Origin of the sequence: Mesorhizobium sp. B2-4-3 (genome assembly GCF_006442815.1) — a bacterium.
In the GTDB taxonomy this organism is placed as follows: Bacteria; Pseudomonadota; Alphaproteobacteria; order Rhizobiales; family Rhizobiaceae; genus Mesorhizobium.
This window is the reverse complement of sequence record NZ_VFVL01000043.1, coordinates 18,399-41,778: the sequence shown is the minus strand read 5'-3', so window position 1 is coordinate 41,778 and position 23,380 is coordinate 18,399. Positions and strand designations below refer to the sequence as shown.

Genomic DNA, 23,380 nt, shown 5'->3' with positions numbered 1-23,380 from the left:
CATCTGGCGGATGGGGGGATTGTGGTGGCGGCAACGCATCTACCGCTGGGGCTGGAGGGGGGGAAGGTGTTGGGGATGGGCGATTGATGTTGGCGCGAGGCACCCCCCTCTGCCCTGCCGGGCATCTCCCCCTCAAGGGGGGAGATTGGCTGTTCTGTCGCCGGCCTCTCCCTTTCGACCTGGGAGATTGGCGAAAGCCTGCGCGACATTCGATCTCCCCCCCTGCGGGGGAGATGGCCGGCAGGCCAGAGGGGGGTGTGCCGGAGCGCCAGCCTCGCCAAGGGATCCCTTCCTGATGTGGTCCCTCTTCCTGCGCGATATCCGCCTTTCCATCCGCGCCGGCGGCGGGGCGCTCATCGGCGTCATCTTCTTCCTCGCCGTCATCGTCACCATCCCGTTCGGCGTCGGGCCCGACCTCAACCTTCTGTCGCGCATCGGCCCGGCGATCCTGTGGATCGCCGCCCTGCTTGCCTGCCTGCTCGGGCTCGATCGCCTGTTCCAGGCCGATCGCGAGGACGGCTCGCTCGACCTCCTTGTCCTGAACAACGACCGCCACATGCTGGCGCTGACGGTGCTGACCAAATGCCTTGCGCATTGGACCGGCAGCGTGCTGCCGCTGGTGGTCGCGGCACCCCTGCTCGGTCTGTTCATGAACATGGAGCCGCTCGGCATCGGCGCCACCGCGCTCACGCTTCTCATCGGCACGCCGGCCATCACCTTCATCGGCGCCGCGGGTGCCGCGGTGGCGGTGGCGCTGCCGCGCGGCGGATTGCTGATTTCGGTGCTGGTGCTGCCTTTGACCATTCCGGTGCTGATCTTCGGCGTTTCGGCAAGCTATGGCGCCGTCGCCGATCCGGCGCCATTCCTGCAGCCTTTCCTCATTCTTGCCGCGCTGACGCTGTTTCTTGCCGTGCTCGGGCCGCTGGCGGCGGCGCTGGCGTTGCGGCACGGGACGGATTAGGGTCTGTTGGGATTCAGGTGATGTCGGCCTGCAAATGGCGGCTTCCTGCGCTTCCGGTGCTCACGTACATGGAAGTACGCTCCGCTCCGGTTCTCGGAACCCACCATTTTTGGCTCGGCCTGACCTGAATCTCAACAGACCCTGAGACGACGAGGACGTTCCTTCACTGCGGCACCGCGACAAATTGCGGAACTGCCGGCGCGAGGTTAAGGGAAGACATGATCGCAACGATTGGCACGGCGCAGAGCGGGGAGCGGCTGATATGAGCGCGCATGCCCTGTTCGTCACCGCCGCATACGCCATCACGGTCGTCGTGCTCGCCGGGTTGATCGGCTGGATCCTGCTCGACCAACGGGCGCGCAAGCGCGAGCTTGCGGCGCTGGAAGCGACCGGTGTGCGGCGTCGTTCCGACAAGGCAGTCAAATCATGAGCATCGAAAGCGGAGCTCCGGCGCCGCGGCGCCGCCTGTTCGTGCTTTTGCCGCTGCTGGTGTTCCTGGGGCTGGCCGGGCTGTTCCTGTCGCAGCTTCTCTCGGGCCGCGACACCTCGGAAATCCCCTCGGCGCTGATCGGGCTGCCGGCGCCGCAGACCGACTTGCCGCCGCTCGAAGAGACCAGCCTGCCGGGGCTCGCGTCAAAAGACTTTGCCGGCAAGGTGACGCTGGTCAACGTGTTCGCGTCCTGGTGCGCGCCGTGCCGGGAGGAGCATCCGGTACTGCTCGGATTGTCGCAGGACAAGCGCTTCACGCTCGCCGCGCTGAACTACAAGGACCAGCCGGAAAACGCCCGTCGCTTCCTTGGCGAGCTCGGCAATCCCTACCAGGCGATCGGCGTCGATCCGGCCGGGCGCGCGGCGATCGACTGGGGCGTCTATGGCGTGCCGGAGACCTTCGTCATCGGCAAGGACGGCAGGATCGCCTACAAGCATGTCGGGCCGCTGACGCCCGACTCCGTGAGGGCGTTGCTGCTGCCGCAGATCGAGAAAGCGCTGGCGGCGCCGGGCTGACGCGGCGCTGGGTCAAGACGCCCCCCTTATGTCGTCATTCTAGGGCGAAGCAAGGAGCGAAGCGACGCGGCGCAGACCCTAGAATCCATTCCGTGACGTCGATCGAGGAATGCGGCGCTCCAGAATTGGCGCTTGTGGGCGCGCGTTCTGCATCGCTGCGACGCTTGGAAGTCACGGAATGGATTCTCGGGTCAAGCCCGAGAATGACGAAGTGGCCGGACGATCGGCCTGTCGCTCAACCGTAGATCTGCTTGTGGATCTGGTAGAGCATTTCGGAACGGTCGGCGCGCAGATCGGCGAGATCGCGGCTGGACAGGTTCTCGATTTCGGCGATGAGGCGGTTGTAATGACGGCGCTTGGCCATGCTGGCGCGGGCGCGGGAGACAAGATTGTCGAACATGACAGGGTTCCTTTCATGCCGCAGTGGTGCGGCCGGTTGTTCCTCCCTGACGATTGCCAGCATGACATAGGAATGGTGCGTTGCAAAAGAAAGATGTTGCAATGCACCATTGCAGCCAGCGCATAGCCGGTTAATTGCGAGCTAACAGGCCCTGCGTCCGGCGCGGCATGCAAGCGCGCCCGGCTTCATGCAGCTTGCATCTGTTTTGTCATACAAATTGCTGGGCTGCCGTCTTGCCAGATCGGGCGCGGGCTGGCTTGATCCACCGTCACGTGATGCCGGGAGGAAATTGATGGCGGCCGCAGACTATTACGAAGTTCTCGATCCGCGCTTCGCGCGCCTGTTCAACGGCAGCGCCCAGGTGGAGAAGCTGTTCACCGGATGCCGGTGGGCGGAAGGGCCGGCCTGGTTCGCCGCCGGCCGCTATGTCGTCTGGTCCGACATCCCGAACAACCGCATGCTGCGCTATGACGAGACCGACGGCAGCGTCAGCGTGTTCCGCCAGCCGTCCGGCAATTCCAACGGCAACACGGTCGACCGGCAGGGCCGGCTGGTGACCTGCGAGCATTCCGGCCGCCGCGTCAGCCGGACGGAGTTCGACGGCTCGATCACCACCATCGCCGAGACGTGGAAAGGCAAGCGGCTAAACTCGCCCAATGATGTCGTGGTGCGCTCCGACGGCTCGATCTGGTTCACCGATCCGAGCTACGGCATCGACACCGACTATGAGGGCGACAAGGCCGAAAGCGAGATCGGCGCTTGCAATGTCTATCGCGTCGATCCCGATACGGGCGATATCGAGGCCGTCATCACCGACATGGTGCGGCCGAACGGACTTGCCTTCTCGCTCGACGAGAGCCTGCTCTATGTCGTCGACACCGGCCGCACGCATGGCGAGAAGAACCCGGCGCATATGCGGGTCTTCAACGTCGGCAAGCACGGCAAGAAGATTTCCGGCGGCAAGGTGTTCGCCGACTGCAGCGCCGGCCTGTTCGACGGTTTTCGGCTCGATTCGGACGGGCGCATCTGGACGAGTGCCGCCGACGGCATCCATTGCTACGATCCGGACGGCACGCTGATCGGCAAGGTCAAGGTGCCGGAAGTGACCGCCAACTGCGTGTTCGGCGGCAACAAGCTCAACTGCCTCTACATCGCCGGCACCACCTCGCTCTACATGGTGCGGCTGATGGTGAATGGGGCGAAAACCTATTGAAGGTCCTGCAGGCGCTTCTTCGGCCATTCCTGGCCTTTCTGCGCATCCCAGCAGCGCCTGCGGCGCTGCGGCTCCCGCAACCGCCGCCATCCGCTTTGCCGGAGCGAATTGCCAAACCGTCGCCTGACACCAAACGGAAGAACCCACGGGGAGAACATCATGCCATTCGTCAACATCCGCATCGTCAAGGAAGTGATCGCCGCCGATCCGGCCGGCAAGAAGGCTGACATCGCGAAGAAGGTGACCGCGGCCATCATGGACGCCACCGGGCTCGGCAATGACGATGTCTGGGTGGTGTTCGAGGAGGTCAACGCGCGCGACTGGTATGTCGGCAAGACCGACGTCGAGACGCGGCGGAAGGGGTAGGGCGCAGCAGGTTCGGGTGCCTGCGAGGTTCTTTCGGCGACGGCGAGGTATGGGCGCTCCCCTTCGCGTTCGTCATCCTCGGGCTTGACCCGAGGATCCATTCCGTGACCTTCGACGTCGAGCGCAACGGTGCAGAATTCTGTAATCGTCGCAACGCCTTAGCGTCACGGCATGGATCCTAGGGTCTGCGCCGCGTCGCTTCGCTCCTTGCTCCGCCCTAGGATGACGAGGCTATGCTGGCGCCGATAAACCCCACAAAACCCCGCACCGCCTCCTGCATCGCCCGCCGGTTCGCATCTTCGCCAAGGACCGCCTCCGCCTCCACCGGCTTCTTGCCCAGCAGCGCGATCTCCAGCGCCGTCTCCTCATACATCGCGAACGACATCGTCCGCATGATCTCAGCCAGTGCCGCCCGCGCGTAGAGCGAACGCGGCGAGGCGTGGACCAGCATCGCCGGCTTGCCGACCGCGGCATCGCGCGAGACCAGCCAGTCCAGCGCGTTCTTCATGCCGCCGGGCACGCCATGCGCGTATTCCGGGCAGGAGACGATGACGCCGTCAGCCTGGGTGACCATCTCGATCAGCCGAGCCGCTTCGGGCGGCGTGCGCTCGCCCTCGTCGTCGGGGTTGAAGATCGGCAGCCGGCCAAGGCCGTCGTAAACCTCGACGCGGCAGTCCGCGGGCGCGTTGGCGGTCAATGCGGCAACGAGGGCCGAGTTGGTCGAGGCGGCGCGCAGGCTGCCCGATATGGCGATGATCTCGATCAAGGGAGGGAGCCGGACGAAGGGTTGAGTCGTCCGCGAAGCCTACCACATGGTCTGGCGGTAATCGTCGTCCAGCTCGCGGTCGATCTCGCCGGCGCTTTCGCCAAGGGCCAGCTGGTCGCGTATGATCTGGCCGAGCGTCGGCAGGGTCGCGCGGTCGTACCAGGTCTCCGGCTTCCACAGATCGGAACGCATGAAGGCCTTGGCGCAGTGCATATAGGCAGCCTTGACCGTCACCACGATCACGCTCTGCGGCTCCTTGCCGTCGACGGCCAACCGCTCGCGCAAGGTCGGGTCGACGGTGATGCGGGCATCGCCATTGACGCGCAGCGTCTCGTTCATGCCGGGGATGAGGAAGAGCAGCCCGACCGATGGGTTGCGGATGATGTTTTCCAGCGTGTCCAGCCGGTTGTTGCCGGGACGGTCGGGGATGGCGATGGTGGAGTTGTCGAGGATGGCGGTGAAGCCGGGCTTGTCGCCCTTGGGCGTCACGTCGGCATTGCCGGCGCCGTCGGAGGAGCCGATCAGCACGAAGGGGCTCTTGCCGATGAAGGAGCGGCAATGGCCGTCGAGGCTTTTCAGTTCCTTGCGGATCGAGCCGTCGGTCGGCCGGGGCGTCTTGTAGATCGTCCTCAGCTCGTCGTGCGTGGTGAGGAATTCCATGCTGTCCCCCAAGTCTCGCCTAAAGTTCTGCTCTTAATTTCCGGCCTTCTCTTCCTTGGCTTTTTCCTCCAGCGAGTGGCGCATGATCAACGGCATCTGGCTGAAGGTGAACAGCAAGGTGATCGGGATCGTGCCCCAGACCTTGAAATAAAGCCAGGTCGCCTCGGAAAAGTTGCGCCACACGACCTCGTTGAGCACGGCGAGGAACAGGAAGAACAGCCCCCAGCGGAAGGTCAGCTTGCGCCAGCCCTCGGCATCGAGCTGGAAGGCGGAATCGAAGACGTAACCAAGCAGCGACCGGCCGAATAGAAGCCCGCCGAGCAGGGTTACGCCGAACAGCGAATTGATGATCGTCGGCTTCATGAAGGCGAAGGTCTTGTCCTGCAGGTAAAGCGCCAGCGCGCCGAAGACGAAGACGACGATCGCCGAGACCAGCGGCATCAGCGGCAGGCTGCGCGTCAGCAGCCAGGAGGCGCTCAGCGAAAGCGCCGTCGCGACCATGAAGAAGGCGGTGGCGATCAGGATCGGCTCGCCGAGATGCGTAAGTATCGGAAATTTCTCGGCCAGCCACTCGCCGCGGATGGTGGTGAAGAAGAACACGAGCCCTGGCCCGAGCTCGAGCAGGAACTTCAAGCCGGGGTTCATCGGCTTGCGGCGTGGATCGGACGGGTCGCGTTCGAGGATGTTCATAAAAGTCCTTCTTGCGCATGATCTGGCCGAAAAGCAGGCGGCCCTTCCAAGATCGCGCCTTTGTTCAAGCCACGCCGGCGATTGCTCTCGCGAATTCGCTGGCGGAAAACGGTTCGAGGTCGTCGACCTGCTCGCCGACGCCGATGAAATAGACCGGCAGCCGATGCTTGGCGGCGATCGCCACCAGAATACCGCCGCGCGCCGTGCCGTCCAGCTTGGTCATCACCAGCCCGTTGACGCCGGCGACGTTGCGGAAGATCTCGACCTGGTTCAGCGCGTTCTGGCCGGTGGTCGCGTCGACCGTCTGCAGCACCGTGTGCGGCGCTTCGGGATCGAGCTTGCCCAGCACGCGCACGATCTTCTCCAGCTCCGCCATCAGCTCGGTCTTGTTCTGCAGGCGGCCGGCGGTATCGATGATCAGCACGTCGGAGCCGGCCTCCTTCGCCTTCTCGAAGGCGTCATAGGCGAGACCCGCCGCATCGGCGCCGAGTTTCGAGGCGACGACCGGCGATTTCGTCCGCTCGCCCCAGATCTTCAACTGCTCGATCGCGGCGGCGCGGAATGTGTCGCCGGCGGCCAGCATCACCTTGAGGCCGCCATCGGTGAGCTTGGCGGCAAGCTTGCCGATGGTGGTGGTCTTGCCGGTGCCGTTGACGCCGACGACCAGGATGACATGCGGCTTATGGCTGAGGTCGAGCTCGAGCGGCCTGGCGACCGGCGTCAGCACCTTCTCCACCTCCGCGGCCATCACGGCGCGGACTTCCGCGTCGGAGACATCCTTGCCGTAGCGGCTGGAGGCGAGAGAATCGGTGACGCGCAGCGCGGTTTCCACGCCGAGATCGGCGCGGATCAGCACGTCTTCCAGGTCCTGCAGCGTGTCCTCGTCCAGCTTTCGCTTGGTGAAGACGCCGGCGATGTTGCCGGTGAGCTCGCGCGAGGAGCGCGCGAGCCCTTCGCGCATGCGCTGGAACCAGGATGGCCGCGGCTCCGGCTCCGGCGCCTTTACCGGCTCGGCCTTCTGCTCGACCTTTTTTGAAACCGTCACCTTGCCGGCGGCGGGGACGGGCTTTGGCGGCGGCGGCACAGCCTCCGGTTCCGGCGCGATCTCGGCCAGGATCGGCTGCGGCTCGACAGGCGCCGGCTGTCGAATAGGAGGCGAGATTTCCGCGGCAGCTCCGGCGGATGGTTCTGCAGAAGGCGCCTCCGCTGGCGGCACCTCGATCGGCACCGGCGTATCGGCGGGAATCTCGCTGGGCGGCGTCGGTACTTCGGCCGGTGCCGGCTCAGGCAGCGGTTCCGGACGCGAGGGCTCGATCTCCGGCTGAGCCGGCGCGGGTGCGGGCACTTCCTGCGGAGCAGGTTCAGGCGCCGGCGTCGGCGCGGGTAAAGGCTCAGGTCGCGCGGGCGGCACTTCTTCGGGCGCCGGCGGCTCGGGCTTCTCAGGCGCCGGTTGCGGCTCTTCTTCCGGTTCAGATTGCGGCAGCGGTTCCGGCTCGTCGGGAACGATCGGCTCGGGCGTCGGTGGGACAGTCGGAGCGGGCTCGGGCTTCGGCTCTTCAGGCAGAGCGGGAGCAAGCTCAACAGCGGGTTCGCTCGCCGGCGCGGCCTCCGCCACGGACTGCTGCTCGTCGCGCGCCAAAAGTTCCGGCGCAGCCTGCTCGGCCTCGGGCTTCAGTGCTTCGAGCGCGTCCCATTTGATCGGCGGCAGCGGGGCCGTCTCGTCGGCGCGCTCCTCGACGACCTCTTTCTTGCCGAACGAAAATATCTTCTTGAAAAAACCAGCCATGCGTCTCGCAGTTTCTCAGGCGGCTTGCGCGGCAAGCGGAGCCGCAATCAGTCGGGCGCCGTCATGGCCGGCGATCACGGCCTCGACGATCTCGCCGGGCGCGCCGGTGTCGATCGCGGCCAGCGTGAAACCCTCGGTGCGGCCAAGCCCATCGCGCTCGACCAGGATCGACTGTCGCGTGCCGGCAAGCGACGACAAATGACGACGATAGGCGGCCTCGCCGGCGGCGCGCAGCCTGGCGGCGCGCGCCTTCACCACCTCGCGGCGGACCTGCGGCATGCGCGCGGCGGGCGTGCCTTCGCGTGGGCTGAACGGAAAGACGTGGAGATGCGTCAGCCCGCATTCCTCGACGATTTTCTCCGAATTCTCGAACATCGCCTCGGTCTCGGTCGGGAAGCCAGCGATGATGTCGGCGCCGAAGACGATGCCGGGGCGAAGCTTGCGCACATCCTCGCAGAAGCGGATCGACTGGTCGCGCAGATGCCGGCGCTTCATGCGCTTCAGGATCATGTCGTCGCCCGACTGCAGCGAGAGGTGCAGATGCGGCATCAGCCTGTGCTCAGTGGCGATGGCGTCCAGCAGGTCGTCGTCGGCCTCGATGGAATCGATCGAGGACAATCTCAGCCGCCTCACGTCGGGCACCTGGCGCAGGATCGTCTTCACCAGCTTTCCGAGCTTCGGGCTGCCGGGCAGGTCGGCGCCGAAGCTGGTCATGTCGACGCCGGTCAAAACGATCTCGGCATAGCCGTTGCCGGCCAACCGCTTGACCTGCTCGACGACCGCGCCCATCGGCACGGAGCGCGAGTTGCCACGGCCGTAAGGAATGATGCAAAAGGTGCAGCGATGGTCGCAGCCGTTCTGAACCTGCACGAAGGCGCGCGCCCGGCCCTCGATGGCGTCGACCATGTGGCTTGCCGTCTCGCGCACGGAAAAGATGTCGTTGACGCGCGCCTTCTCGGTGTCGTTGACGCCGAAATCGGGCAGCGCGCGGTAGGAGTTGGCCTTGAGCTTCTCCTCATTGCCGAGCACCAGGTCGACCTCGTCCATGGCGGCGAAATTCTGCGGCTCGGTCTGCGCCGCGCAGCCGGTGACGATGATGCGCGCCTCAGGGTTCTCGCGGCGCGCCTTGCGGATCGCCTGCTTGGCCTGGCGCACCGCCTCGGCGGTGACGGCGCAGGTGTTGAAGATGACGGCGCCGCCCTGAAGCGCGCCAAGGCCGGCGCTTTCGGCCTCGCGGCGCATCACTTCCGATTCATAGGTGTTGAGGCGGCACCCGAAGGTGACGACGTCGATACCTGTCGTGGTGGAGGCTTGGGTCGCCACGCCTTTTTGAAGGGCGGGCATCAGGCGGCGCTTTCGGTGTCGCGAACCCAGGCGCCGGTCGAGGGATCGAAGCTGCCGGAAAACTCCCATTCGGCAGCACCGGTCAGGATGACGTGATCGTCGTCGCGCCACTCGACATTGAGCTCGCCGCCGCCGGGAGTCAGCAGCGAGACGCTGCGGCCGGTGCGCCTGGTGCGGGCGGCCGCGACCACGGCGGCGCACGCGGCCGAGCCGCAGGCCTTGGTGAGGCCGGCGCCGCGCTCCCAGGTGCGGATAATCATCGTCTCTGGCGACGTCACCCGGGCGATGGTGATGTTGGCGCGCTCGGGGAAGATCGGATGGTTCTCGAGCAGCGGGCCGAAGCGGTCCAGCTCGTAGGACCAGACGTCGTTGTCGACCCAGAAGATGGCATGCGGGTTGCCCATCGAAACCGCCGAGGGCGAATGCAGCACCGGGGCGTCGATCGGACCGATCTGCAGCTCGATCATGCGGGTATCGCGGAATTCTTCCGCCAGCGGGATCTCCTGCCAGCCGAAGCGGGGCTTGCCCATGTCGACCGAGATCGTCCCGTCGGCATGCTCCTGCGCATTCAGGATGCCGGCGCGGGTCTCGAAGGCGAAGCTCTTGTTGCCCGTCTCGGCAGCCAAAGCCTGCACCACGCAGCGCATGCCGTTGCCGCAGGCCTGCGCACTGGTGCCATCGGAATTCAGGATGTCGATATAATAGGCGGTGCCCGGCGTCTTCGCGTCGTGGATCGCCATGATCTGGTCGAACTTCGTCGCCTCGCCGGCATTGAGAGCGATCGCCGCCGCGGCTGTCACCTTGTCGGCGCGGCCGCGCATATCGGCAACGATGATCTCGTTGCCGATGCCGTTCATCTTGGCGAAGGGGGCGCTGCCTGCCATCTAACCGGTCGTTCCAATTCCGTTTGGCCGCTATATGGCGGAAATGGCCCAGAATTACCAGTCCGGCCGCGTCTTATGTGACGGCGAATACCCCGAGCACGATCAGCAGGAAGATGATCAGCACGACGCCGATCAGGATGCGTGCGCCGGTGGCGGCGGCGCCCGCCAGCGCCGGCATGCCGAGCAGGCTCGCGGCGGCGGCAATGATGAGAAGGATGATGATCCACTTGATCATGGACGGGGCTCCAAGCCGAATTGCGTCGCGAAACCAACGCGTTTCGTCGGCTTGGGTTCCTTAGCCGGTCAGCGGAATGTCCCACACCTCGCCCGGACGCATCGCGCGGAAATGCTCCGGCGCAAGGTCTTCGGCCGCCAGCGCCTCGGCCAGCTTCTGCGCCGGTTCCTCGACCGGCTCGTCGGTGAGATGGAATGTGCCCCAATGGCAGCCTGCGGCGTGAGCCGCATTGCACAGCTTCATGCCCTGAACGGCCTCCTCAGGGTTCTGGTGCTGCGGCGCCATGAACCAGCGCGGTTCATAGGCGCCGATCGGCAGGATGGCGAGGCGGAAGCCGCCATGCTTTTGCGCCATCAGCCGGTAGTTGATGCCGTCATGAAATCCGGTGTCGCCGGCGAAATAGATATTGCCGGCCATCGTCTCGATGACGAAGCCCGCCCACAGCGCCATGCGGCGGTCGCGCCCGCCGCGCGCCGACCAGTGATGCGCCGGCTCGACATGGATGGCGGCCGCGCCGGCGTCGACCCTGTCGCCCCAATCATGCACGCTGAGCCGCATGCCGGGCGCTCCGCGTCCGATGATGGCGTCGTTGCCGAGCGGCGCGATCACCAGCGGGTCGTGTCTCTCCCTCAGCCGCTTCAGCGTGGCGATGTCGAGATGGTCGTAGTGATTGTGGCTGATCAGGACCAGGTCGATCGGCGGCAGGTCGGCAAAGATAATTCCCGGCGCATTGACCCTTCTCGGCCCGGCGAAGGCGAAAGGCGAGGCGCGCTCCGACCAGACCGGATCGGTCAGGATGTTCAGGCCCGCCGTCTGGATGAGAAGCGAGGCATGGCCGACCATGGTAAGCCTCAGCGCGCTGCCTTCCACCCGTACGTCCGGCTTCGCCGGGGGATAGGGGCTCGGAACCGCAGCCGGCCATTTCGCCCGCCCGCCGCCGAACTGCCATTTGAGGAGATCGGTGAAGCGCCCGGGCGGCTTGCCGCCGGGATTGAAGAACAAGGCGCCGTCGAAATGATCGCTGGGCGGCCCGCTGTAGTAGCGGTTGGCGGTTCCTGTTCTCGCGGCCATTCTGTCTCCCGCCCGCTTGCGTCGTTTCCTGAGATAAGGACGCGCCGGCCTGGCGCAAGCATTTTGCCCCCGAATGCCAATGGCCGAAGCCCGGCTCGTCTAGGATCGGCAGACAGGGGTGATCGCCATGGCAATGAAGCGAACCAAGACACCGTGGATGAAGGCTGAGGATTTCGGCCGCTCGCTGCCGCTTGGGGTCGGCGTCAACTTATTGGTCACCGACATGACGGCGATGGAGGCTTTCTGCCGCGACGTGCCTGGCGCCCGGATCATCTATGCGGACGAGGACTTTGCGGCGATCGAGCTTCTGGGCTCAATCTTCATGCTGCATGCCGACCATTCCTATCTCGACAATCCGATGACCGGTATCACGGCGGGCGCCGAGACACGCGGGACCGGCATAGAGCTGCGCCTTTACGGCGCCGATCCGGACTCGGTCGGGAAAAAGGCGGCGGCGCTCGGCCACATCGTGCTGGCCGGCTCGATCGACAAGCCGCATGGCCTGCGCGAATGCTACATCGTCGGCCCGGATGGTTATATGTTCGTGCCGAGCGCCAGGATTTAATATTGGTATTTCAATAGATTACGAGGTTTCAGCGGCATCTTCCCGACTGGGGCCCTCCGTTGCGATAAATTTGCAACAGCCGCTTCGAAAACCCTATTTTAACCATATCGGGTTGAAATTCTGCCACCTTCGCCGTCTTGGTGAAGCGGAGATTACGCGGATGGCTCCCCCCGGCCAGATCCGACGGAGGTTGTAAATGCATTTTTCAAGGACTGGCCTTCTGGCCGTATCGCTGGCCGCGCTCGTTGCGAGCGGCTGCTCGACCTCGCGCTTCTCGTCGATGGACGACCAGCAGCCGGCGCCGCTGACCCCGGCGCCCTCCGGCACGGTGACGCAGAATCAGCTGCCGCCGCCGGCTTCCCCCGGCGCCGCCGATTCGTCGCAATTCCCGACCGCTCCGAAGAATACTCAGGTCGCCTCGCTGCCGCCGGACGGCACGGCGCCCGCCGGCGCCACCGATCTCACCGCGGCCAGCGTCGCCGGCGTGTGGAGCGTCAACGTCTCCGGGCAGAGCTGCAAGGTGGCGACGCCGCAGACCAAGTTCGGCGCGGGCTACCGCGCCGGTCCGTTGCACTGCCCGGCTCCGATCGACGGCATCAAGTCGTGGAATGTCGCCGGCAAGCAGCTGACACTTTACGATGAAAATGGCGGCACGCTGGCCAGGCTCTATTCGTCCGGCGGCGAAAAGTTCGACGGCCAGACTTCCAACGGGCAACCCATCTCGCTTACAAGATAGCGCGAGGGTGTGCTGATATTCGGGTGAGGCCGGCCTGCAAATGCCGGCTTCCTGCGCTTCCGGTGCTCACGTACGTTAAGTACGCTCCGCTCCGGTTCTCGGAAACCGCCATTTTCGACTCGGCCTGACCTGAATCTCAACACACCCTGGCCCTTCCTTGAGCGTTCCGCGCAAAAAGCAAATGACCGGACCCATGCATCTGCGCGACGGTATCCAGACCCACGCGACCGTCAGGCAGCGCTACGAGCATCTCGTCCAGAGCGGGGCGGTCGGGCGCGACCCGGCGCAGGAGCGCGTCGTCGCCGCGCTCGACCGGCTGACCGACGAGATCTCAGCAAAAAGGCTGGCGCATAAATCGAGCGCGCTGGGCTGGCTGTTCGCGGCCAAGCGGCAGCCGCGCGAGCCGGTCAAGGGCCTCTACATCCATGGCGGCGTCGGGCGCGGCAAGACCATGCTGATGGACATGTTCTTCGAGCTGTTGCCGGTCCGGCGCAAGCGCCGCGTGCATTTCAACGACTTCATGGCCGATGTGCAGGACCGTATCCAGAAGCACCGGCAGGCGCGCAAGGACGGCACGGTCAAGGAAGACGACCCGATCCCGCCGGTGGCCCGGGCGCTCGCCGATGAAGCCTGGGTGCTGTGCTTCGACGAGTTCTCCGTCACCGACATCGCCGACGCGATGATCCTGTTGCGGCTGTTCTCGGCGCTGTTCGCCAGCGGCGTGGTGCTGGTCGCCACCTCCAACGTGGCGCCGGAGAACCTCTATCGCGACGGGCTGAACCGCCAGCTCTTTTTGCCGTTCATCTCGCTGCTCGAGCGCAACGCCCATGTGATGACGCTCGATGCCGAGAAGGACTACCGGCAGGAAAAGCTCGACCGGCAGCCGGTTTATGTCACGCCGGACGATGCCGCGGCCGAGCGCGCGCTGGACGAAGCCTGGAAGGCGATGACGTATGGCCAGCCGGCCGGCGAAGTCACGTTGACGCTCAAAGGCCGCCACCTCGTCGTGCCGCGCGCCGCCGGCGACGCCGCGCGCTTTTCCTTCGCTGACCTCTGCGAAAAGCCGCTCGGCGCGCGCGATTATCTGGCGATCGCCGGCCGCTTCTCGACCGTGTTCATCGACCATGTGCCGGTGCTTGGCGAAGGCAAGCGCAACGAGGCCAAGCGCTTCATCCTTTTGATCGACACGCTCTACGACCATCATATGCGGCTGGTGATGAGCGCCGCGGCGGCGCCCGAACGGCTCTACACCGCCAAGCGCGGCACGGAGGTGTTCGAATTCGAGCGCACCGCCTCGCGCCTGGTCGAGATGCAGAGCCGCGACTGGCTCGACGGGTGGGCTGAGCGGCGGAAGGACGAGGCGCCGGCTGAGGCAAGGCAGGCTAAGGGCTAGCCTCCTCACCTTCGTCATCCTCGGGCTTGACCCGAGGATCCATTCCGTGACGTCCGAACATGGAACACGGCGGAGCAGAATTCTGAACCGTTCCAAAGCTTTAGCGTCACGGCATGGATTCCAGGGTCTGCGCGCGTCGCTTCGCTCCTTGCTCCGCCCTAGAATGACGAGGGCGGGGGCGTTTCGGCCAACTTCGAAAGCCTGTACACATACATCACGAAATCCTCCGCCTTCCCATGCGGCTCCTTCCTCGCTTCATAAAGCGCCCGCGCCGGTCCGTTGTCGGGCTCGGTGCCGACCCAGGCTTCCTCGCAGCCATGCTCGCGGCCGATCTCGAACATGGCATCGAGCATCTTTCGGGCGATACCTTGCCGCTGGAAAGGCGGCGCCACGCCGACCTCGTCGATGTAAAGCTCGCCCACCTTGTCGGGATGGCGATGAATGACGGCGGCGCATTGGCCCACCACGATTTCGTCAACTATCGCCACGACGATGAAGTGGCCGGGCGCGTTAAGATAGGCGGCGAGGCGATATGGCCGCACCGGCTCGTCGAACACCTCGTCGGCCACTCGCATCACAAGGGCGTCATCGCCGGGATGAAGCCTTCTGATTTCGACGTTCATTGTGTAAATTCTCCTCAGTCGGCTCACAAACTTTGACGTTTACGTAATTCCCGATGCATCTAACCGATTGAAAATGTTAGGCTCAAAATAATCGTTTGAATTTCTTCCGTGCCGGAGTTATTCGGTGCGGCCAAATCTCGCGGTTTCCCGCATCCTTTTCGGCCTCCCCAGCCCGTCACGACCTCGTCACAGACAAAGGAAAACATCCTCACATGGCACGCAACAAGATAGCGCTCATCGGCTCGGGCATGATCGGCGGCACGCTCGCCCATATGATCGGCCTCAAGGACCTCGGCGACGTGGTGCTATTCGATATCGCCGAGGGCATTCCGCAGGGCAAGGGCCTCGACATCGCCCAGTCTTCGCCGGTCGACGGGTTCGATTCCAGGCTGACCGGCGTCAACGACTATGCCGGCATCGAGGGCGCGGATGTGTGTGTCGTCACCGCCGGCGTGCCGCGCAAGCCCGGCATGAGCCGCGACGACCTTCTCGGCATCAACCTCAAGGTGATGGAACAGGTCGGCGCCGGCTTGAAGAAGTACGCGCCGAAGGCTTTCGTCATCTGCATCACCAACCCGCTCGACGCCATGGTCTGGGCGCTGCAGAAGTTCTCCGGCCTGCCTACCAGCCATGTCGTCGGCATGGCCGGCGTGCTGGACTCGTCGCGTTTCCGTTATTTCCTGGCCGAAGAGTTCAAGGTCTCGGTCGAGGATGTCACCGCCTTCGTGCTCGGCGGCCACGGCGATTCCATGGTGCCGATGATCCGCTATTCGACGGTCGCCGGCATCCCGCTGCCCGACCTCGTCAAGATGGGCTGGACCTCCAAGGAAAAGCTCGACCAGATCGTGCAGCGCACCCGCGACGGCGGCGCCGAGATCGTCGGCCTGCTCAAGACCGGCTCGGCCTACTACGCGCCGGCGGCCTCCGCGATCGCCATGGCCGAATCCTACCTCAAGGACAAGAAGCGTGTGCTGCCCTGCGCGGCGCATCTCTCCGGCCAGTATGGCGTGAAGAACACCTATGTGGGCGTTCCGGTGGTGATCGGCGCCGGCGGTGTCGAGCGCGTCATCGAGATCGACCTGTCCAAGGCCGAGCAGAAGATGTTCGATTCCTCGGTCGCGGCGGTCCAGGGCCTGACGGAGGCCTGCACCAAGATCGCCCCGCATCTCGCCGGCAAATAACAGTCCTCCCCGGAGAACCACGCGCATGAATATCCATGAGTATCAGGCCAAGGCGCTGCTGAAGACCTTCGGCGCGCCGGTCGCAAGCGGCATTCCGGTGTTCAAGGCCGGCGAGGCGGAAGCCGCCGCCAAGGCGCTGCCCGGCCCGCTCTATGTCGTGAAGAGCCAGATCCATGCCGGCGGCCGCGGCAAGGGCAAGTTCAGGGAACTCGGCCCCGACGCCAAGGGCGGCGTGCGGCTGGCGAAGTCGGCGGCCGAAGTCGTCGCCAACGCCAACGAGATGCTCGGCCATACGCTGGTCACCAAGCAGACGGGGCCTGCCGGCAAGCAGGTCAACCGCCTCTATATCGAGGACGGCGCCGACATCGCCCGCGAGCTCTATCTGTCGATCCTGGTCGACCGTTCGGTCGGCCGCATCGCCTTCGTCGTCTCGACCGAGGGCGGCATGGACATCGAGACGGTCGCGCATGACACGCCGGAAAAGATCGTCACCGTCGCCATCGATCCAAAAAAGGGCGTGAGCGCCGAGGACGTGAAGAAGCTCAACACCGCGCTGAAGCTGGACGGCGACGCGGCGAAGGACGGCGGCACGCTGTTCCCGATCCTCTACAAGGCCTTCGTCGAGAAGGATATGAGCCTGCTCGAGGTCAATCCGCTGATCGTCATGAAGGACGGCCATCTGCGCGTGCTCGACGCAAAAGTGTCGTTCGACAACAACGCGCTGTTCCGCCACCCGGACGTGATGGAACTGCGCGACACCACCGAAGAGGACGAGAAGGAGATCGAGGCGTCGAAATACGACCTCGCCTATGTCGCGCTCGACGGCAATATTGGCTGCATGGTCAATGGCGCCGGCCTCGCCATGGCGACGATGGACATCATCAAGCTCTATGGTGCTGAGCCGGCTAACTTCCTCGATGTCGGCGGCGGCGCCTCCAAGGAAAAGGTCACGGCGGCGTTCAAGATCATCACCAAGGATCCGGCCGTCGAAGGCATCCTGATCAACATCTTCGGCGGCATCATGAAGTGCGACGTCATCGCCGAGGGCGTGATTGCCGCGGTCAAGGAAGTCGGCCTGAAGGTGCCGCTGGTGGTGCGTCTCGAAGGCACCAATGCCGAACTCGGCAAGAAGATCATCAACGACAGCGGCCTCAATGTCGTGTCGGCCGACGATCTCGACGACGCGGCCAAGAAGATCGTCAAGGCGGTGAAGGGCTGAACGGATGCCCCCGCGCAAGATAAACCTGGTCGAGGCGGCGGATCAAAAGATCGCCAAGGTCTTCGATCCGCATATCGCCGGCGACGTCAATGACAGCCAGGCCAAGGTCGCCAAGTTCGGCGAGGTGTTCGACTGGCATGCGCATGACAATGAGGACGAGGCCTTCCTCGTGCTGCGCGGCAGGATCGCCATCGATTTCCGTGACGGGCCGGTCGAGCTCGGCGAGGGCGATTTCATCGTCGTGCCGCGCGGCGTCGAGCACCGGCCGCGCTCGCTGACCGCCGAGCCGGTGGTGCTGATGTTCGAGCCGGCGACGACCTTGAACACCGGCAATGCCAAGAGCGACCTCACTGTCCCCGACCTGAAGCGGCTCTGAGCCATGAACGCGTCGCCCTTCTCCTCCCTCTCGGACGGTCACCAGCGCCTGCAGGCGCTGGTCGGCGCTTGGCGCGGCGAGGAAGAGGTCGCGGCGACGCAATGGACCGATGCCGGTGCGGCGACTTCGGACGTCCAGGCCGAGGCTGAGTTCGGCGGCCTGTTCGTGGTGCAGCGCTATCGCCAGCGCCGCGACGGCACGGTCTCGTTCGGCGCGCATAATGTGTTCGGCTTCGACCAGCAGAACAAAGTCCTCACCATGCATCAGTTCGATTCGATGGGGTTCGTGCCGATATCGCCGGCCATGGGCACGTGGAACGGCAATGAGCTGGTGCTGGAGCGGTCGTCGCCGCGCGGCGCCGCCCGCGTGACCTATGGTTTTGACGGCACAGAATCCTACCGCATGAAACTTCAGTTCAAGCCCGCCGGCAGCGATGCATGGCAAGACATGGTGAGCGGCCTCTACCGGCGCGTCTCGCCTTCCACGATCAACGGTTTTTAGAAAAGGGCCGCGATGTCCATTCTCATCGACAAGAATACCAAGGTGCTGGTCCAGGGTCTGACCGGCAAGACCGGCACGTTCCATACCGAGCAGGCGCTGGCCTATCACGGCACCAAGATGGTGGGCGGCATCCATCCCAAGAAGGGCGGCGAGACCTGGACCGGTTCCAAGGGCGAGAGCCTGCCGATCTTCGCCACGGTGGCCGAGGGCAAGGCAAGGACCGGCGCCAACGCCTCGGTCATCTACGTGCCGCCGGCGGGCGCGGGCGAGGCCATCATCGAGGCGATCGAGGCCGAGATCCCGCTGATCGTCTGCATCACCGAAGGCATCCCGGTGATGGACATGGTCAAGGTCAAGGCGCGGCTCGACCGCTCCACCTCGCGGCTGATCGGCCCGAACTGCCCGGGCGTGCTCACCCCCGACGAATGCAAGATCGGCATCATGCCCGGCAACATCTTCCGCAAGGGCTCGGTCGGCGTTGTTTCCCGCTCGGGAACACTTACCTATGAGGCAGTCTTCCAGACCACCAATGTCGGCCTCGGCCAGACCACGGCGGTCGGCATCGGCGGCGATCCGGTCAAGGGTACCGAGTTCATCGACGTGCTGGAGATGTTCCTCGCCGACGACGAGACCAAGTCGATCATCATGATCGGCGAGATCGGCGGCTCGGCCGAGGAAGACGCCGCGCAGTTCCTCAAAGACGAAGCCAAGCGCGGCCGCAAGAAACCGATGGCGGGCTTCATCGCCGGGCGCACGGCGCCGGCCGGCCGAACCATGGGCCATGCGGGCGCGGTGATCTCGGGCGGCAAGGGCGGTGCGGAAGACAAGATCGCGGCGATGGAATCGGCCGGCATCAAGGTTTCGCCGTCGCCGGCGCGGCTCGGCACGACGCTGGTCGAGGCGATCAAGGGTTAAGGCAGTAGTGAGTAGGCAGTGGTCAGTAGTCAACAGGGAAGAACGGGCGAGCAGCAGCTGAGCGGAAATTTCCATCGTTCTACTCACTACTGACTACTCACTATTCCCCTCGAAAGGAGACGGAGCCAGACTCCGCAGACGAAAATGGCAAGACAAGATCAGGCCAACGACCAATTCTCGCTCACCTCATTCCTCTATGGCGGCAACGCCGACTATATCGACGCGCTCTACGCGGCTTATGAGGACGATCCCGCCTCCGTCGATGCCGAGTGGCAGGATTTTTTCGCGGCGCTGAAGGACGACGCGGGCGATGTCCGCAAGAACGCCAAGGGCGCGTCTTGGGCGAAGCCCTCCTGGCCGATGACGGCCAATGGCGAGCTGGTCTCGGCGCTCGACGGCAATTGGGGGCTGGTCGAGAAGGCGATCGAAAAGAAGGTGAAAGGAAAGGCGGTCGTCAACGGCGCCGTGCTTTCCGACGCCGATGTGCACCAGGCAACGCGCGATTCCGTGCGCGCCATCATGATGATCCGCGCCTACCGCATGCGCGGCCACCTGCACGCCAATCTCGACCCGCTCGGCATCGCCAAGCCGCTCGAGGATTATAACGAGCTGTCGCCGGAGAATTACGGCTTCACCGAAGCCGATTACGACCGGCCGATCTTCCTCGACAATGTGCTCGGCCTCGAATTCGGCACCGTGCGGCAGATGCTGGATATCCTGACCCGCACCTATTGCTCGACGCTCGGCGTCGAGTTCATGCACATCTCCGACCCGGAAGAGAAGGCATGGATCCAGGCGCGCATCGAAGGCGCCGACAAGGAGATCACCTTCACCGCCACCGGCAAGAAGGCGATCCTGTCGAAGCTGGTCGAGGCCGAGGGCTTCGAGCAGTATATCGACGTCAAGTACAAGGGCACCAAGCGTTTCGGCCTCGATGGCAGCGAGTCGCTGATCCCGGCGCTGGAGCAGATCGTCAAACGCGGCGGCCAGCTCGGCCTGAAGGAAATCGTGCTCGGCATGGCGCATCGCGGCCGCCTCAACGTGCTTTCCCAGGTGATGGCGAAGCCGCACCGCGCCATCTTCCACGAGTTCAAGGGCGGCTCGGCGGCTCCCGACGAAGTCGAAGGCTCGGGCGACGTCAAGTATCACCTCGGCGCCTCGTCGGACCGCGAGTTCGACGGCAACAAGGTGCATTTGTCGCTGACGGCCAATCCCTCGCATCTGGAAATCGTCGACCCTGTCGTGATGGGCAAGGCGCGCGCCAAGCAGGACCAGTTCGCCGGCCGCGAACGCGGCGAGGTCGTGCCGCTGTCGGAGCGCGCCAAGGTGCTGCCGCTCTTGCTGCATGGCGACGCCGCCTTTGCCGGCCAGGGCGTGATCGCCGAGATTCTCGGCCTGTCCGGCCTGCGCGGCCATCGCGTCGCCGGCACGCTGCATTTCATCATCAACAACCAGATCGGTTTCACCACCAATCCGCGCTTCTCGCGCTCCTCGCCCTATCCGTCGGATGTGGCCAAGATGATCGAGGCGCCGATTTTCCACGTCAACGGCGACGATCCGGAAGCCGTGGTCCACGCCACCAAGGTGGCGATCGAATTCCGCATGAAGTTCCACAAGCCGGTGGTGGTGGACATGTTCTGCTACCGCCGCTTCGGCCACAATGAGGGCGACGAGCCGTCCTTCACGCAACCGATCATGTATCGCAACATCCGCACCCATAAGACCGTCGTGCAGGTCTATGCCGACAGGCTGATCGCCGAAGGCCACGTCACCCAGGCCGAGGTCGACAAGATGCGGGCCGACTGGCGCGCGCATCTGGAAGCCGAATGGGAAGTCGGCCAGCACTACAAGCCCAACAAGGCCGACTGGCTGGACGGCGCCTGGTCGGGCCTGCGCACCGCCGACAACCAGGACGAACAGCGGCGCGGCAAGACCGCCGTGCCGGTGCGCACGCTGAAGGAGATCGGCAAGAAGCTGACCGAGGTGCCGAAGGATTTCGAGGCGCACAAGACCATCCTGCGCTTCCTCGAAAACCGCCGCCAGGCGATCGAATCCGGCGAAGGCATCGACTGGTCGACGGCCGAGGCGCTGGCCTTCGGCGCCATCCTGCTCGACGGCAATCCGATTCGGCTTTCCGGCCAGGATTCGGAGCGCGGCACCTTCTCGCAGCGCCACTCGGTGCTTTACGACCAGCGCGACGAGAACCGCTACATCCCGCTCAACAACCTGTCGGCGGCGCAGGCCGGCTACGAGGTCATCAACTCGATGCTGTCGGAAGAGGCGGTGCTCGGCTTCGAATATGGCTACAGCCTGGCCGAGCCCAAGGCGCTGACGCTCTGGGAGGCGCAGTTCGGCGACTTCGCCAACGGCGCCCAGGTCGTGTTCGACCAGTTCATCTCGTCGGGCGAGCGCAAGTGGCTCAGAATGTCGGGTCTCGTCTGCCTCTTGCCGCATGGCTATGAGGGCCAGGGGCCGGAGCATTCGTCGGCGCGGCTGGAGCGCTTCCTGCAGCTCTGCGCCGAAGACAACATGCAGGTCGCCAACGTCACCACGCCGGCCAATTATTTCCATATCCTGCGCCGGCAGTTGAAGCGCGACTTCCGCAAGCCGCTGATCCTGATGACGCCGAAGTCGCTGCTGCGCCACAAGCGGGCGGTGTCGACACTGCCGGAAATGTCGGGCGAAAGCTCGTTCCACCGCCTGTTGTGGGACGATGCGCAGCTCTTGGCCAACCAGCCGATCAAGCTGGTGAAGGACTCCAAGATCCGCCGCGTCGTGCTGTGCTCGGGCAAGGTTTATTACGACCTCTACGAGGAGCGCGAGAAGCGCGGCACCAACGACATCTACCTTTTGCGCGTCGAACAGCTCTATCCGTTCCCCGCCAAGGCGCTGATCACCGAGCTGTCACGCTTCCGCAACGCCGAGATGGTGTGGTGCCAGGAGGAGCCCAAGAACATGGGCGCCTGGTCGTTCATCGATCCCTATCTCGAATGGGTGCTGGCGCATATCGACGCCAAGCATCAGCGGGTGCGCTACACCGGACGGCCGGCCTCGGCCTCGCCGGCGACCGGGTTGATGTCGAAGCATCTCAGCCAGCTCGCCGCGTTGCTCGACGACGCTCTCGGCGAATAGGGCGCTTGGTGAATAAGCAGACCTGACGAAACAGACCTCAAGAAGACAACGGACAGGCACAATGGCTACCGAAATCCGCGTCCCCACTCTCGGCGAATCCGTCACCGAGGCGACTGTCGGCAAGTGGTTCAAGAAGGTCGGCGACGCGATCGCCGCCGACGAGCCCCTGGTCGAGCTCGAAACCGACAAGGTGACGGTGGAAGTGCCCGCCGCGGGCGCCGGAACGCTGGCCGAGATCGCCGTCAAGGAAGGCGAGACGGTCAATGTCGGGGCGCTGCTCGGCTCGATTTCAGCGGGCGGCGCGGCCGCCGCTCCGGCCACGAAGCCGCAGGCGGTGGCGCAGGCCTCCAGCCCGGATGCCGCGTCCACGGTCAAGCAGGCGGCGGCCGAGACCGCCAAGGTCGCCGGCGACGGCGGCGCCATCGAGCCGCGCGCCATGCCGCCGGCGCCCGCCGCGGCAAAGCTGATCGCGGAGGCCAATCTCGCCGTCGACCAGCTTTCCGGCTCCGGCAAGCGCGGCCAGGTACTGAAGGGCGACGTGCTCGACGCCATCGCCAGGGGCGCGCCGTCGCAGCCGGCCGAGACGCCGAAGGCTGCTCCGGCGCCGGTCGTTGCCCGGGCGCCGTCCTCGACCGAGGATGCGCCGCGCGAGGAACGCGTGCGCATGACCAAGCTGCGCCAGACCATCGCGCGCCGCCTGAAGGAGGCGCAGTCGACCGCTGCCATGCTTACCACCTTCAACGAGGTGGATATGAGCGCGGTGATGGCGCTCAGGGCCAGATACAAGGACGTGTTCGAGAAGAAGCATGGCGTGAAGCTCGGCTTCATGGGCTTCTTCACCAAGGCGGTGACGCATGCGCTGAAGGAGATCCCGGCGGTCAATGCCGAGATCGACGGCACCGACATCATCTACAAGAATTTTGCTCATGTCGGCGTCGCCGTCGGCACCGACAAGGGGCTGGTGGTGCCGGTGGTGCGCGACGCCGACCAGATGTCGATCGCCGAGATCGAAAAGGAGATCGGCCGGCTGGGCGTGGCCGCGCGCGACGGCAAGCTGTCGGTCGCCGACATGCAAGGCGGAACGTTTACGATTTCCAATGGCGGTGTCTATGGCTCGCTGATGTCGACGCCGATCCTCAATGCACCGCAGTCCGGCATCCTCGGCATGCACAAGATCCAGGACCGGCCGGTGGTGGTCGGCGGCCAGATCGTCATCCGCCCGATGATGTATCTGGCGCTCTCCTACGATCACCGCATCGTCGACGGCAAGGAAGCCGTGACCTTCCTGGTGCGCGTCAAGGAAAGCCTGGAAGATCCCGAGCGGCTGGTGCTCGATCTGTGATCGGAGCCGATCCGCA

25 protein-coding genes are annotated in these 23,380 nt (G+C 64.8%); 15 read left to right on the top strand and 10 right to left on the bottom strand.

Going from position 1 to position 23,380, the window contains the following annotated elements; all coding sequences use genetic code 11:
- Window positions 1–295 precede the first annotated feature (295 nt).
- From ccmB to FJ956_RS27965, 3 genes are all read left to right on the top strand, one after another.
- Window positions 296–961 carry a heme exporter protein CcmB gene (ccmB, locus tag FJ956_RS27975; protein ID WP_140684299.1) on the top strand — a complete coding sequence of 222 codons (666 nt, stop codon included), beginning with the start codon at window positions 296–298 and terminating at the stop codon, window positions 959–961.
- Window positions 962–1,223: 262 nt separating this feature from the next.
- Entirely contained in the window at window positions 1,224–1,391 is a 168-nt protein-coding gene (gene ccmD, locus FJ956_RS27970) for a heme exporter protein CcmD (protein ID WP_140684301.1), read from the top strand.
- Window positions 1,388–1,966 carry a DsbE family thiol:disulfide interchange protein gene (locus FJ956_RS27965; RefSeq protein ID WP_140684303.1) on the top strand — a complete coding sequence of 193 codons (579 nt, stop codon included), beginning with the start codon at window positions 1,388–1,390 and terminating at the stop codon, window positions 1,964–1,966. Before ccmD ends, FJ956_RS27965 begins: the two co-directional genes overlap by 4 nt.
- 235 nt (window positions 1,967–2,201) lie before the next feature.
- Here the strand turns inward: FJ956_RS27965 and FJ956_RS27960 are convergent, their stop codons facing one another.
- Window positions 2,202–2,366: a hypothetical protein gene (locus FJ956_RS27960; protein WP_246672231.1), complete on the bottom strand. Its 165-nt coding sequence runs from the start codon at window positions 2,364–2,366 to the stop codon at window positions 2,202–2,204.
- A gap of 292 nt (window positions 2,367–2,658) precedes the next feature.
- Here FJ956_RS27960 and FJ956_RS27955 point away from each other — a divergent pair, with 292 nt between their 5' ends.
- Together FJ956_RS27955 and FJ956_RS27950 are read left to right on the top strand one after the other, a co-directional pair.
- Complete coding sequence (locus tag FJ956_RS27955) at window positions 2,659–3,579, top strand: SMP-30/gluconolactonase/LRE family protein (protein WP_140684307.1); 921 nt, start codon at window positions 2,659–2,661, stop codon at window positions 3,577–3,579.
- A gap of 159 nt (window positions 3,580–3,738) precedes the next feature.
- Complete coding sequence (locus tag FJ956_RS27950; RefSeq protein ID WP_140684309.1) at window positions 3,739–3,945, top strand: 4-oxalocrotonate tautomerase family protein; 207 nt, start codon at window positions 3,739–3,741, stop codon at window positions 3,943–3,945.
- A gap of 217 nt (window positions 3,946–4,162) precedes the next feature.
- Here FJ956_RS27950 and FJ956_RS27945 read toward each other — a convergent pair whose 3' ends face one another.
- The 8 genes from FJ956_RS27945 to FJ956_RS27910 all read right to left on the bottom strand — a co-directional run bounded on the left by FJ956_RS27945 (window position 4,163) and on the right by FJ956_RS27910 (window position 11,381).
- Window positions 4,163–4,711: an NADPH-dependent FMN reductase gene (locus FJ956_RS27945; RefSeq protein ID WP_140684311.1), complete on the bottom strand. Its 549-nt coding sequence runs from the start codon at window positions 4,709–4,711 to the stop codon at window positions 4,163–4,165.
- 39 nt (window positions 4,712–4,750) lie between these two features.
- Window positions 4,751–5,371 carry a pyridoxamine 5'-phosphate oxidase family protein gene (locus FJ956_RS27940; protein WP_140684313.1) on the bottom strand — a complete coding sequence of 207 codons (621 nt, stop codon included), beginning with the start codon at window positions 5,369–5,371 and terminating at the stop codon, window positions 4,751–4,753.
- Window positions 5,372–5,404: 33 nt separating this feature from the next.
- On the bottom strand, window positions 5,405–6,061 hold the full coding sequence (locus tag FJ956_RS27935; protein ID WP_140684315.1) for a septation protein A: 657 nt from the start codon (window positions 6,059–6,061) through the stop codon (window positions 5,405–5,407).
- A gap of 64 nt (window positions 6,062–6,125) precedes the next feature.
- Window positions 6,126–7,847, bottom strand: a complete 1,722-nt coding sequence (ftsY, locus tag FJ956_RS27930; protein ID WP_140684317.1) for a signal recognition particle-docking protein FtsY — start codon at window positions 7,845–7,847, stop codon at window positions 6,126–6,128.
- Window positions 7,848–7,862: 15 nt separating this feature from the next.
- A complete protein-coding gene (gene mtaB / locus FJ956_RS27925; RefSeq protein WP_140684319.1) occupies window positions 7,863–9,191 on the bottom strand; it encodes a tRNA (N(6)-L-threonylcarbamoyladenosine(37)-C(2))-methylthiotransferase MtaB in 1,329 nt (442 codons plus the stop codon).
- Complete coding sequence (dapF, locus tag FJ956_RS27920; RefSeq protein ID WP_140684321.1) at window positions 9,191–10,075, bottom strand: diaminopimelate epimerase; 885 nt, start codon at window positions 10,073–10,075, stop codon at window positions 9,191–9,193. The genes mtaB and dapF overlap by 1 nt, the downstream gene beginning before the upstream one ends.
- 73 nt (window positions 10,076–10,148) lie before the next feature.
- Complete coding sequence (locus FJ956_RS27915) at window positions 10,149–10,310, bottom strand: DUF1328 family protein (RefSeq protein ID WP_140684323.1); 162 nt, start codon at window positions 10,308–10,310, stop codon at window positions 10,149–10,151.
- Window positions 10,311–10,370: 60 nt separating this feature from the next.
- Complete coding sequence (locus FJ956_RS27910) at window positions 10,371–11,381, bottom strand: MBL fold metallo-hydrolase (RefSeq protein WP_140684325.1); 1,011 nt, start codon at window positions 11,379–11,381, stop codon at window positions 10,371–10,373.
- 127 nt (window positions 11,382–11,508) lie between these two features.
- On the opposite strand from FJ956_RS27910, the gene FJ956_RS27905 reads away from it, so the two are divergent.
- The 3 genes from FJ956_RS27905 (at window position 11,509) to zapE (ending at window position 14,075) form a co-directional block, all read left to right on the top strand.
- Window positions 11,509–11,946: a VOC family protein gene (locus tag FJ956_RS27905; RefSeq protein WP_140684327.1), complete on the top strand. Its 438-nt coding sequence runs from the start codon at window positions 11,509–11,511 to the stop codon at window positions 11,944–11,946.
- A 196-nt stretch (window positions 11,947–12,142) separates the two neighbouring features.
- Window positions 12,143–12,682: a protease inhibitor Inh/omp19 family protein gene (locus FJ956_RS27900; protein WP_140684329.1), complete on the top strand. Its 540-nt coding sequence runs from the start codon at window positions 12,143–12,145 to the stop codon at window positions 12,680–12,682.
- Between the two features lie 193 nt (window positions 12,683–12,875).
- Window positions 12,876–14,075: a cell division protein ZapE gene (gene zapE / locus FJ956_RS27895; protein WP_140684358.1), complete on the top strand. Its 1,200-nt coding sequence runs from the start codon at window positions 12,876–12,878 to the stop codon at window positions 14,073–14,075.
- Between the two features lie 158 nt (window positions 14,076–14,233).
- Here the strand turns inward: zapE and FJ956_RS27890 are convergent, their stop codons facing one another.
- A complete protein-coding gene (locus FJ956_RS27890) occupies window positions 14,234–14,698 on the bottom strand; it encodes a GNAT family N-acetyltransferase (RefSeq protein ID WP_140684331.1) in 465 nt (154 codons plus the stop codon).
- 212 nt (window positions 14,699–14,910) lie between these two features.
- Here FJ956_RS27890 and mdh point away from each other — a divergent pair, with 212 nt between their 5' ends.
- The 7 genes from mdh (at window position 14,911) to odhB (ending at window position 23,364) form a co-directional block, all read left to right on the top strand.
- Window positions 14,911–15,879: a malate dehydrogenase gene (gene mdh / locus FJ956_RS27885; RefSeq protein ID WP_140684333.1), complete on the top strand. Its 969-nt coding sequence runs from the start codon at window positions 14,911–14,913 to the stop codon at window positions 15,877–15,879.
- 25 nt (window positions 15,880–15,904) lie between these two features.
- Window positions 15,905–17,098 carry an ADP-forming succinate--CoA ligase subunit beta gene (sucC, locus tag FJ956_RS27880; protein ID WP_140684335.1) on the top strand — a complete coding sequence of 398 codons (1,194 nt, stop codon included), beginning with the start codon at window positions 15,905–15,907 and terminating at the stop codon, window positions 17,096–17,098.
- Between the two features lie 4 nt (window positions 17,099–17,102).
- Entirely contained in the window at window positions 17,103–17,474 is a 372-nt protein-coding gene (locus tag FJ956_RS27875; protein ID WP_140684337.1) for a cupin domain-containing protein, read from the top strand.
- A 3-nt stretch (window positions 17,475–17,477) separates the two neighbouring features.
- The gene (locus FJ956_RS27870) at window positions 17,478–17,975 is read left to right on the top strand and encodes a DUF1579 family protein (protein WP_140684339.1); all 498 of its coding nucleotides are present in this window, start codon (window positions 17,478–17,480) and stop codon (window positions 17,973–17,975) included.
- Between the two features lie 12 nt (window positions 17,976–17,987).
- A complete protein-coding gene (gene sucD, locus FJ956_RS27865; protein WP_140684341.1) occupies window positions 17,988–18,890 on the top strand; it encodes a succinate--CoA ligase subunit alpha in 903 nt (300 codons plus the stop codon).
- Window positions 18,891–19,034: 144 nt separating this feature from the next.
- The gene (locus tag FJ956_RS27860) at window positions 19,035–22,022 is read left to right on the top strand and encodes a 2-oxoglutarate dehydrogenase E1 component (RefSeq protein ID WP_140684343.1); all 2,988 of its coding nucleotides are present in this window, start codon (window positions 19,035–19,037) and stop codon (window positions 22,020–22,022) included.
- Window positions 22,023–22,083: 61 nt separating this feature from the next.
- Window positions 22,084–23,364 (top strand): 2-oxoglutarate dehydrogenase complex dihydrolipoyllysine-residue succinyltransferase, encoded by a 1,281-nt coding sequence (gene odhB, locus FJ956_RS27855; RefSeq protein ID WP_140684344.1) that lies wholly within the window; start codon window positions 22,084–22,086, stop codon window positions 23,362–23,364.
- Window positions 23,365–23,380: the final 16 nt, after the last annotated feature.

Bases quoted from the DNA above. Each gene is read 5' to 3' on its own strand.
- FJ956_RS27905 (WP_140684327.1), top strand. From the start codon at position 11,509: ATGGCAATGAAGCGAACCAAGACACCGTGGATGAAGGCTGAGGATTTC.
- FJ956_RS27940 (WP_140684313.1), bottom strand. From the start codon at position 5,371: ATGGAATTCCTCACCACGCACGACGAGCTGAGGACGATCTACAAGACG.
- FJ956_RS27915 (WP_140684323.1), bottom strand. From the start codon at position 10,310: ATGATCAAGTGGATCATCATCCTTCTCATCATTGCCGCCGCCGCGAGC.
- FJ956_RS27955 (WP_140684307.1), top strand. From the start codon at position 2,659: ATGGCGGCCGCAGACTATTACGAAGTTCTCGATCCGCGCTTCGCGCGC.
- FJ956_RS27935 (WP_140684315.1), bottom strand. From the start codon at position 6,061: ATGAACATCCTCGAACGCGACCCGTCCGATCCACGCCGCAAGCCGATG.
- mtaB (WP_140684319.1), bottom strand. From the start codon at position 9,191: ATGCCCGCCCTTCAAAAAGGCGTGGCGACCCAAGCCTCCACCACGACA.
- mdh (WP_140684333.1), top strand. From the start codon at position 14,911: ATGGCACGCAACAAGATAGCGCTCATCGGCTCGGGCATGATCGGCGGC.
- dapF (WP_140684321.1), bottom strand. From the start codon at position 10,075: ATGGCAGGCAGCGCCCCCTTCGCCAAGATGAACGGCATCGGCAACGAG.
- FJ956_RS27900 (WP_140684329.1), top strand. From the start codon at position 12,143: ATGCATTTTTCAAGGACTGGCCTTCTGGCCGTATCGCTGGCCGCGCTC.
- FJ956_RS27910 (WP_140684325.1), bottom strand. From the start codon at position 11,381: ATGGCCGCGAGAACAGGAACCGCCAACCGCTACTACAGCGGGCCGCCC.
- FJ956_RS27860 (WP_140684343.1), top strand. From the start codon at position 19,035: ATGGCAAGACAAGATCAGGCCAACGACCAATTCTCGCTCACCTCATTC.
- zapE (WP_140684358.1), top strand. From the start codon at position 12,876: ATGCATCTGCGCGACGGTATCCAGACCCACGCGACCGTCAGGCAGCGC.
- FJ956_RS27960 (WP_246672231.1), bottom strand. From the start codon at position 2,366: ATGTTCGACAATCTTGTCTCCCGCGCCCGCGCCAGCATGGCCAAGCGC.
- FJ956_RS27870 (WP_140684339.1), top strand. From the start codon at position 17,478: ATGAACGCGTCGCCCTTCTCCTCCCTCTCGGACGGTCACCAGCGCCTG.
- FJ956_RS27890 (WP_140684331.1), bottom strand. From the start codon at position 14,698: ATGAACGTCGAAATCAGAAGGCTTCATCCCGGCGATGACGCCCTTGTG.
- sucD (WP_140684341.1), top strand. From the start codon at position 17,988: ATGTCCATTCTCATCGACAAGAATACCAAGGTGCTGGTCCAGGGTCTG.
- FJ956_RS27875 (WP_140684337.1), top strand. From the start codon at position 17,103: ATGCCCCCGCGCAAGATAAACCTGGTCGAGGCGGCGGATCAAAAGATC.
- sucC (WP_140684335.1), top strand. From the start codon at position 15,905: ATGAATATCCATGAGTATCAGGCCAAGGCGCTGCTGAAGACCTTCGGC.
- ftsY (WP_140684317.1), bottom strand. From the start codon at position 7,847: ATGGCTGGTTTTTTCAAGAAGATATTTTCGTTCGGCAAGAAAGAGGTC.
- ccmB (WP_140684299.1), top strand. From the start codon at position 296: ATGTGGTCCCTCTTCCTGCGCGATATCCGCCTTTCCATCCGCGCCGGC.
- FJ956_RS27965 (WP_140684303.1), top strand. From the start codon at position 1,388: ATGAGCATCGAAAGCGGAGCTCCGGCGCCGCGGCGCCGCCTGTTCGTG.
- FJ956_RS27950 (WP_140684309.1), top strand. From the start codon at position 3,739: ATGCCATTCGTCAACATCCGCATCGTCAAGGAAGTGATCGCCGCCGAT.
- odhB (WP_140684344.1), top strand. From the start codon at position 22,084: ATGGCTACCGAAATCCGCGTCCCCACTCTCGGCGAATCCGTCACCGAG.
- ccmD (WP_140684301.1), top strand. From the start codon at position 1,224: ATGAGCGCGCATGCCCTGTTCGTCACCGCCGCATACGCCATCACGGTC.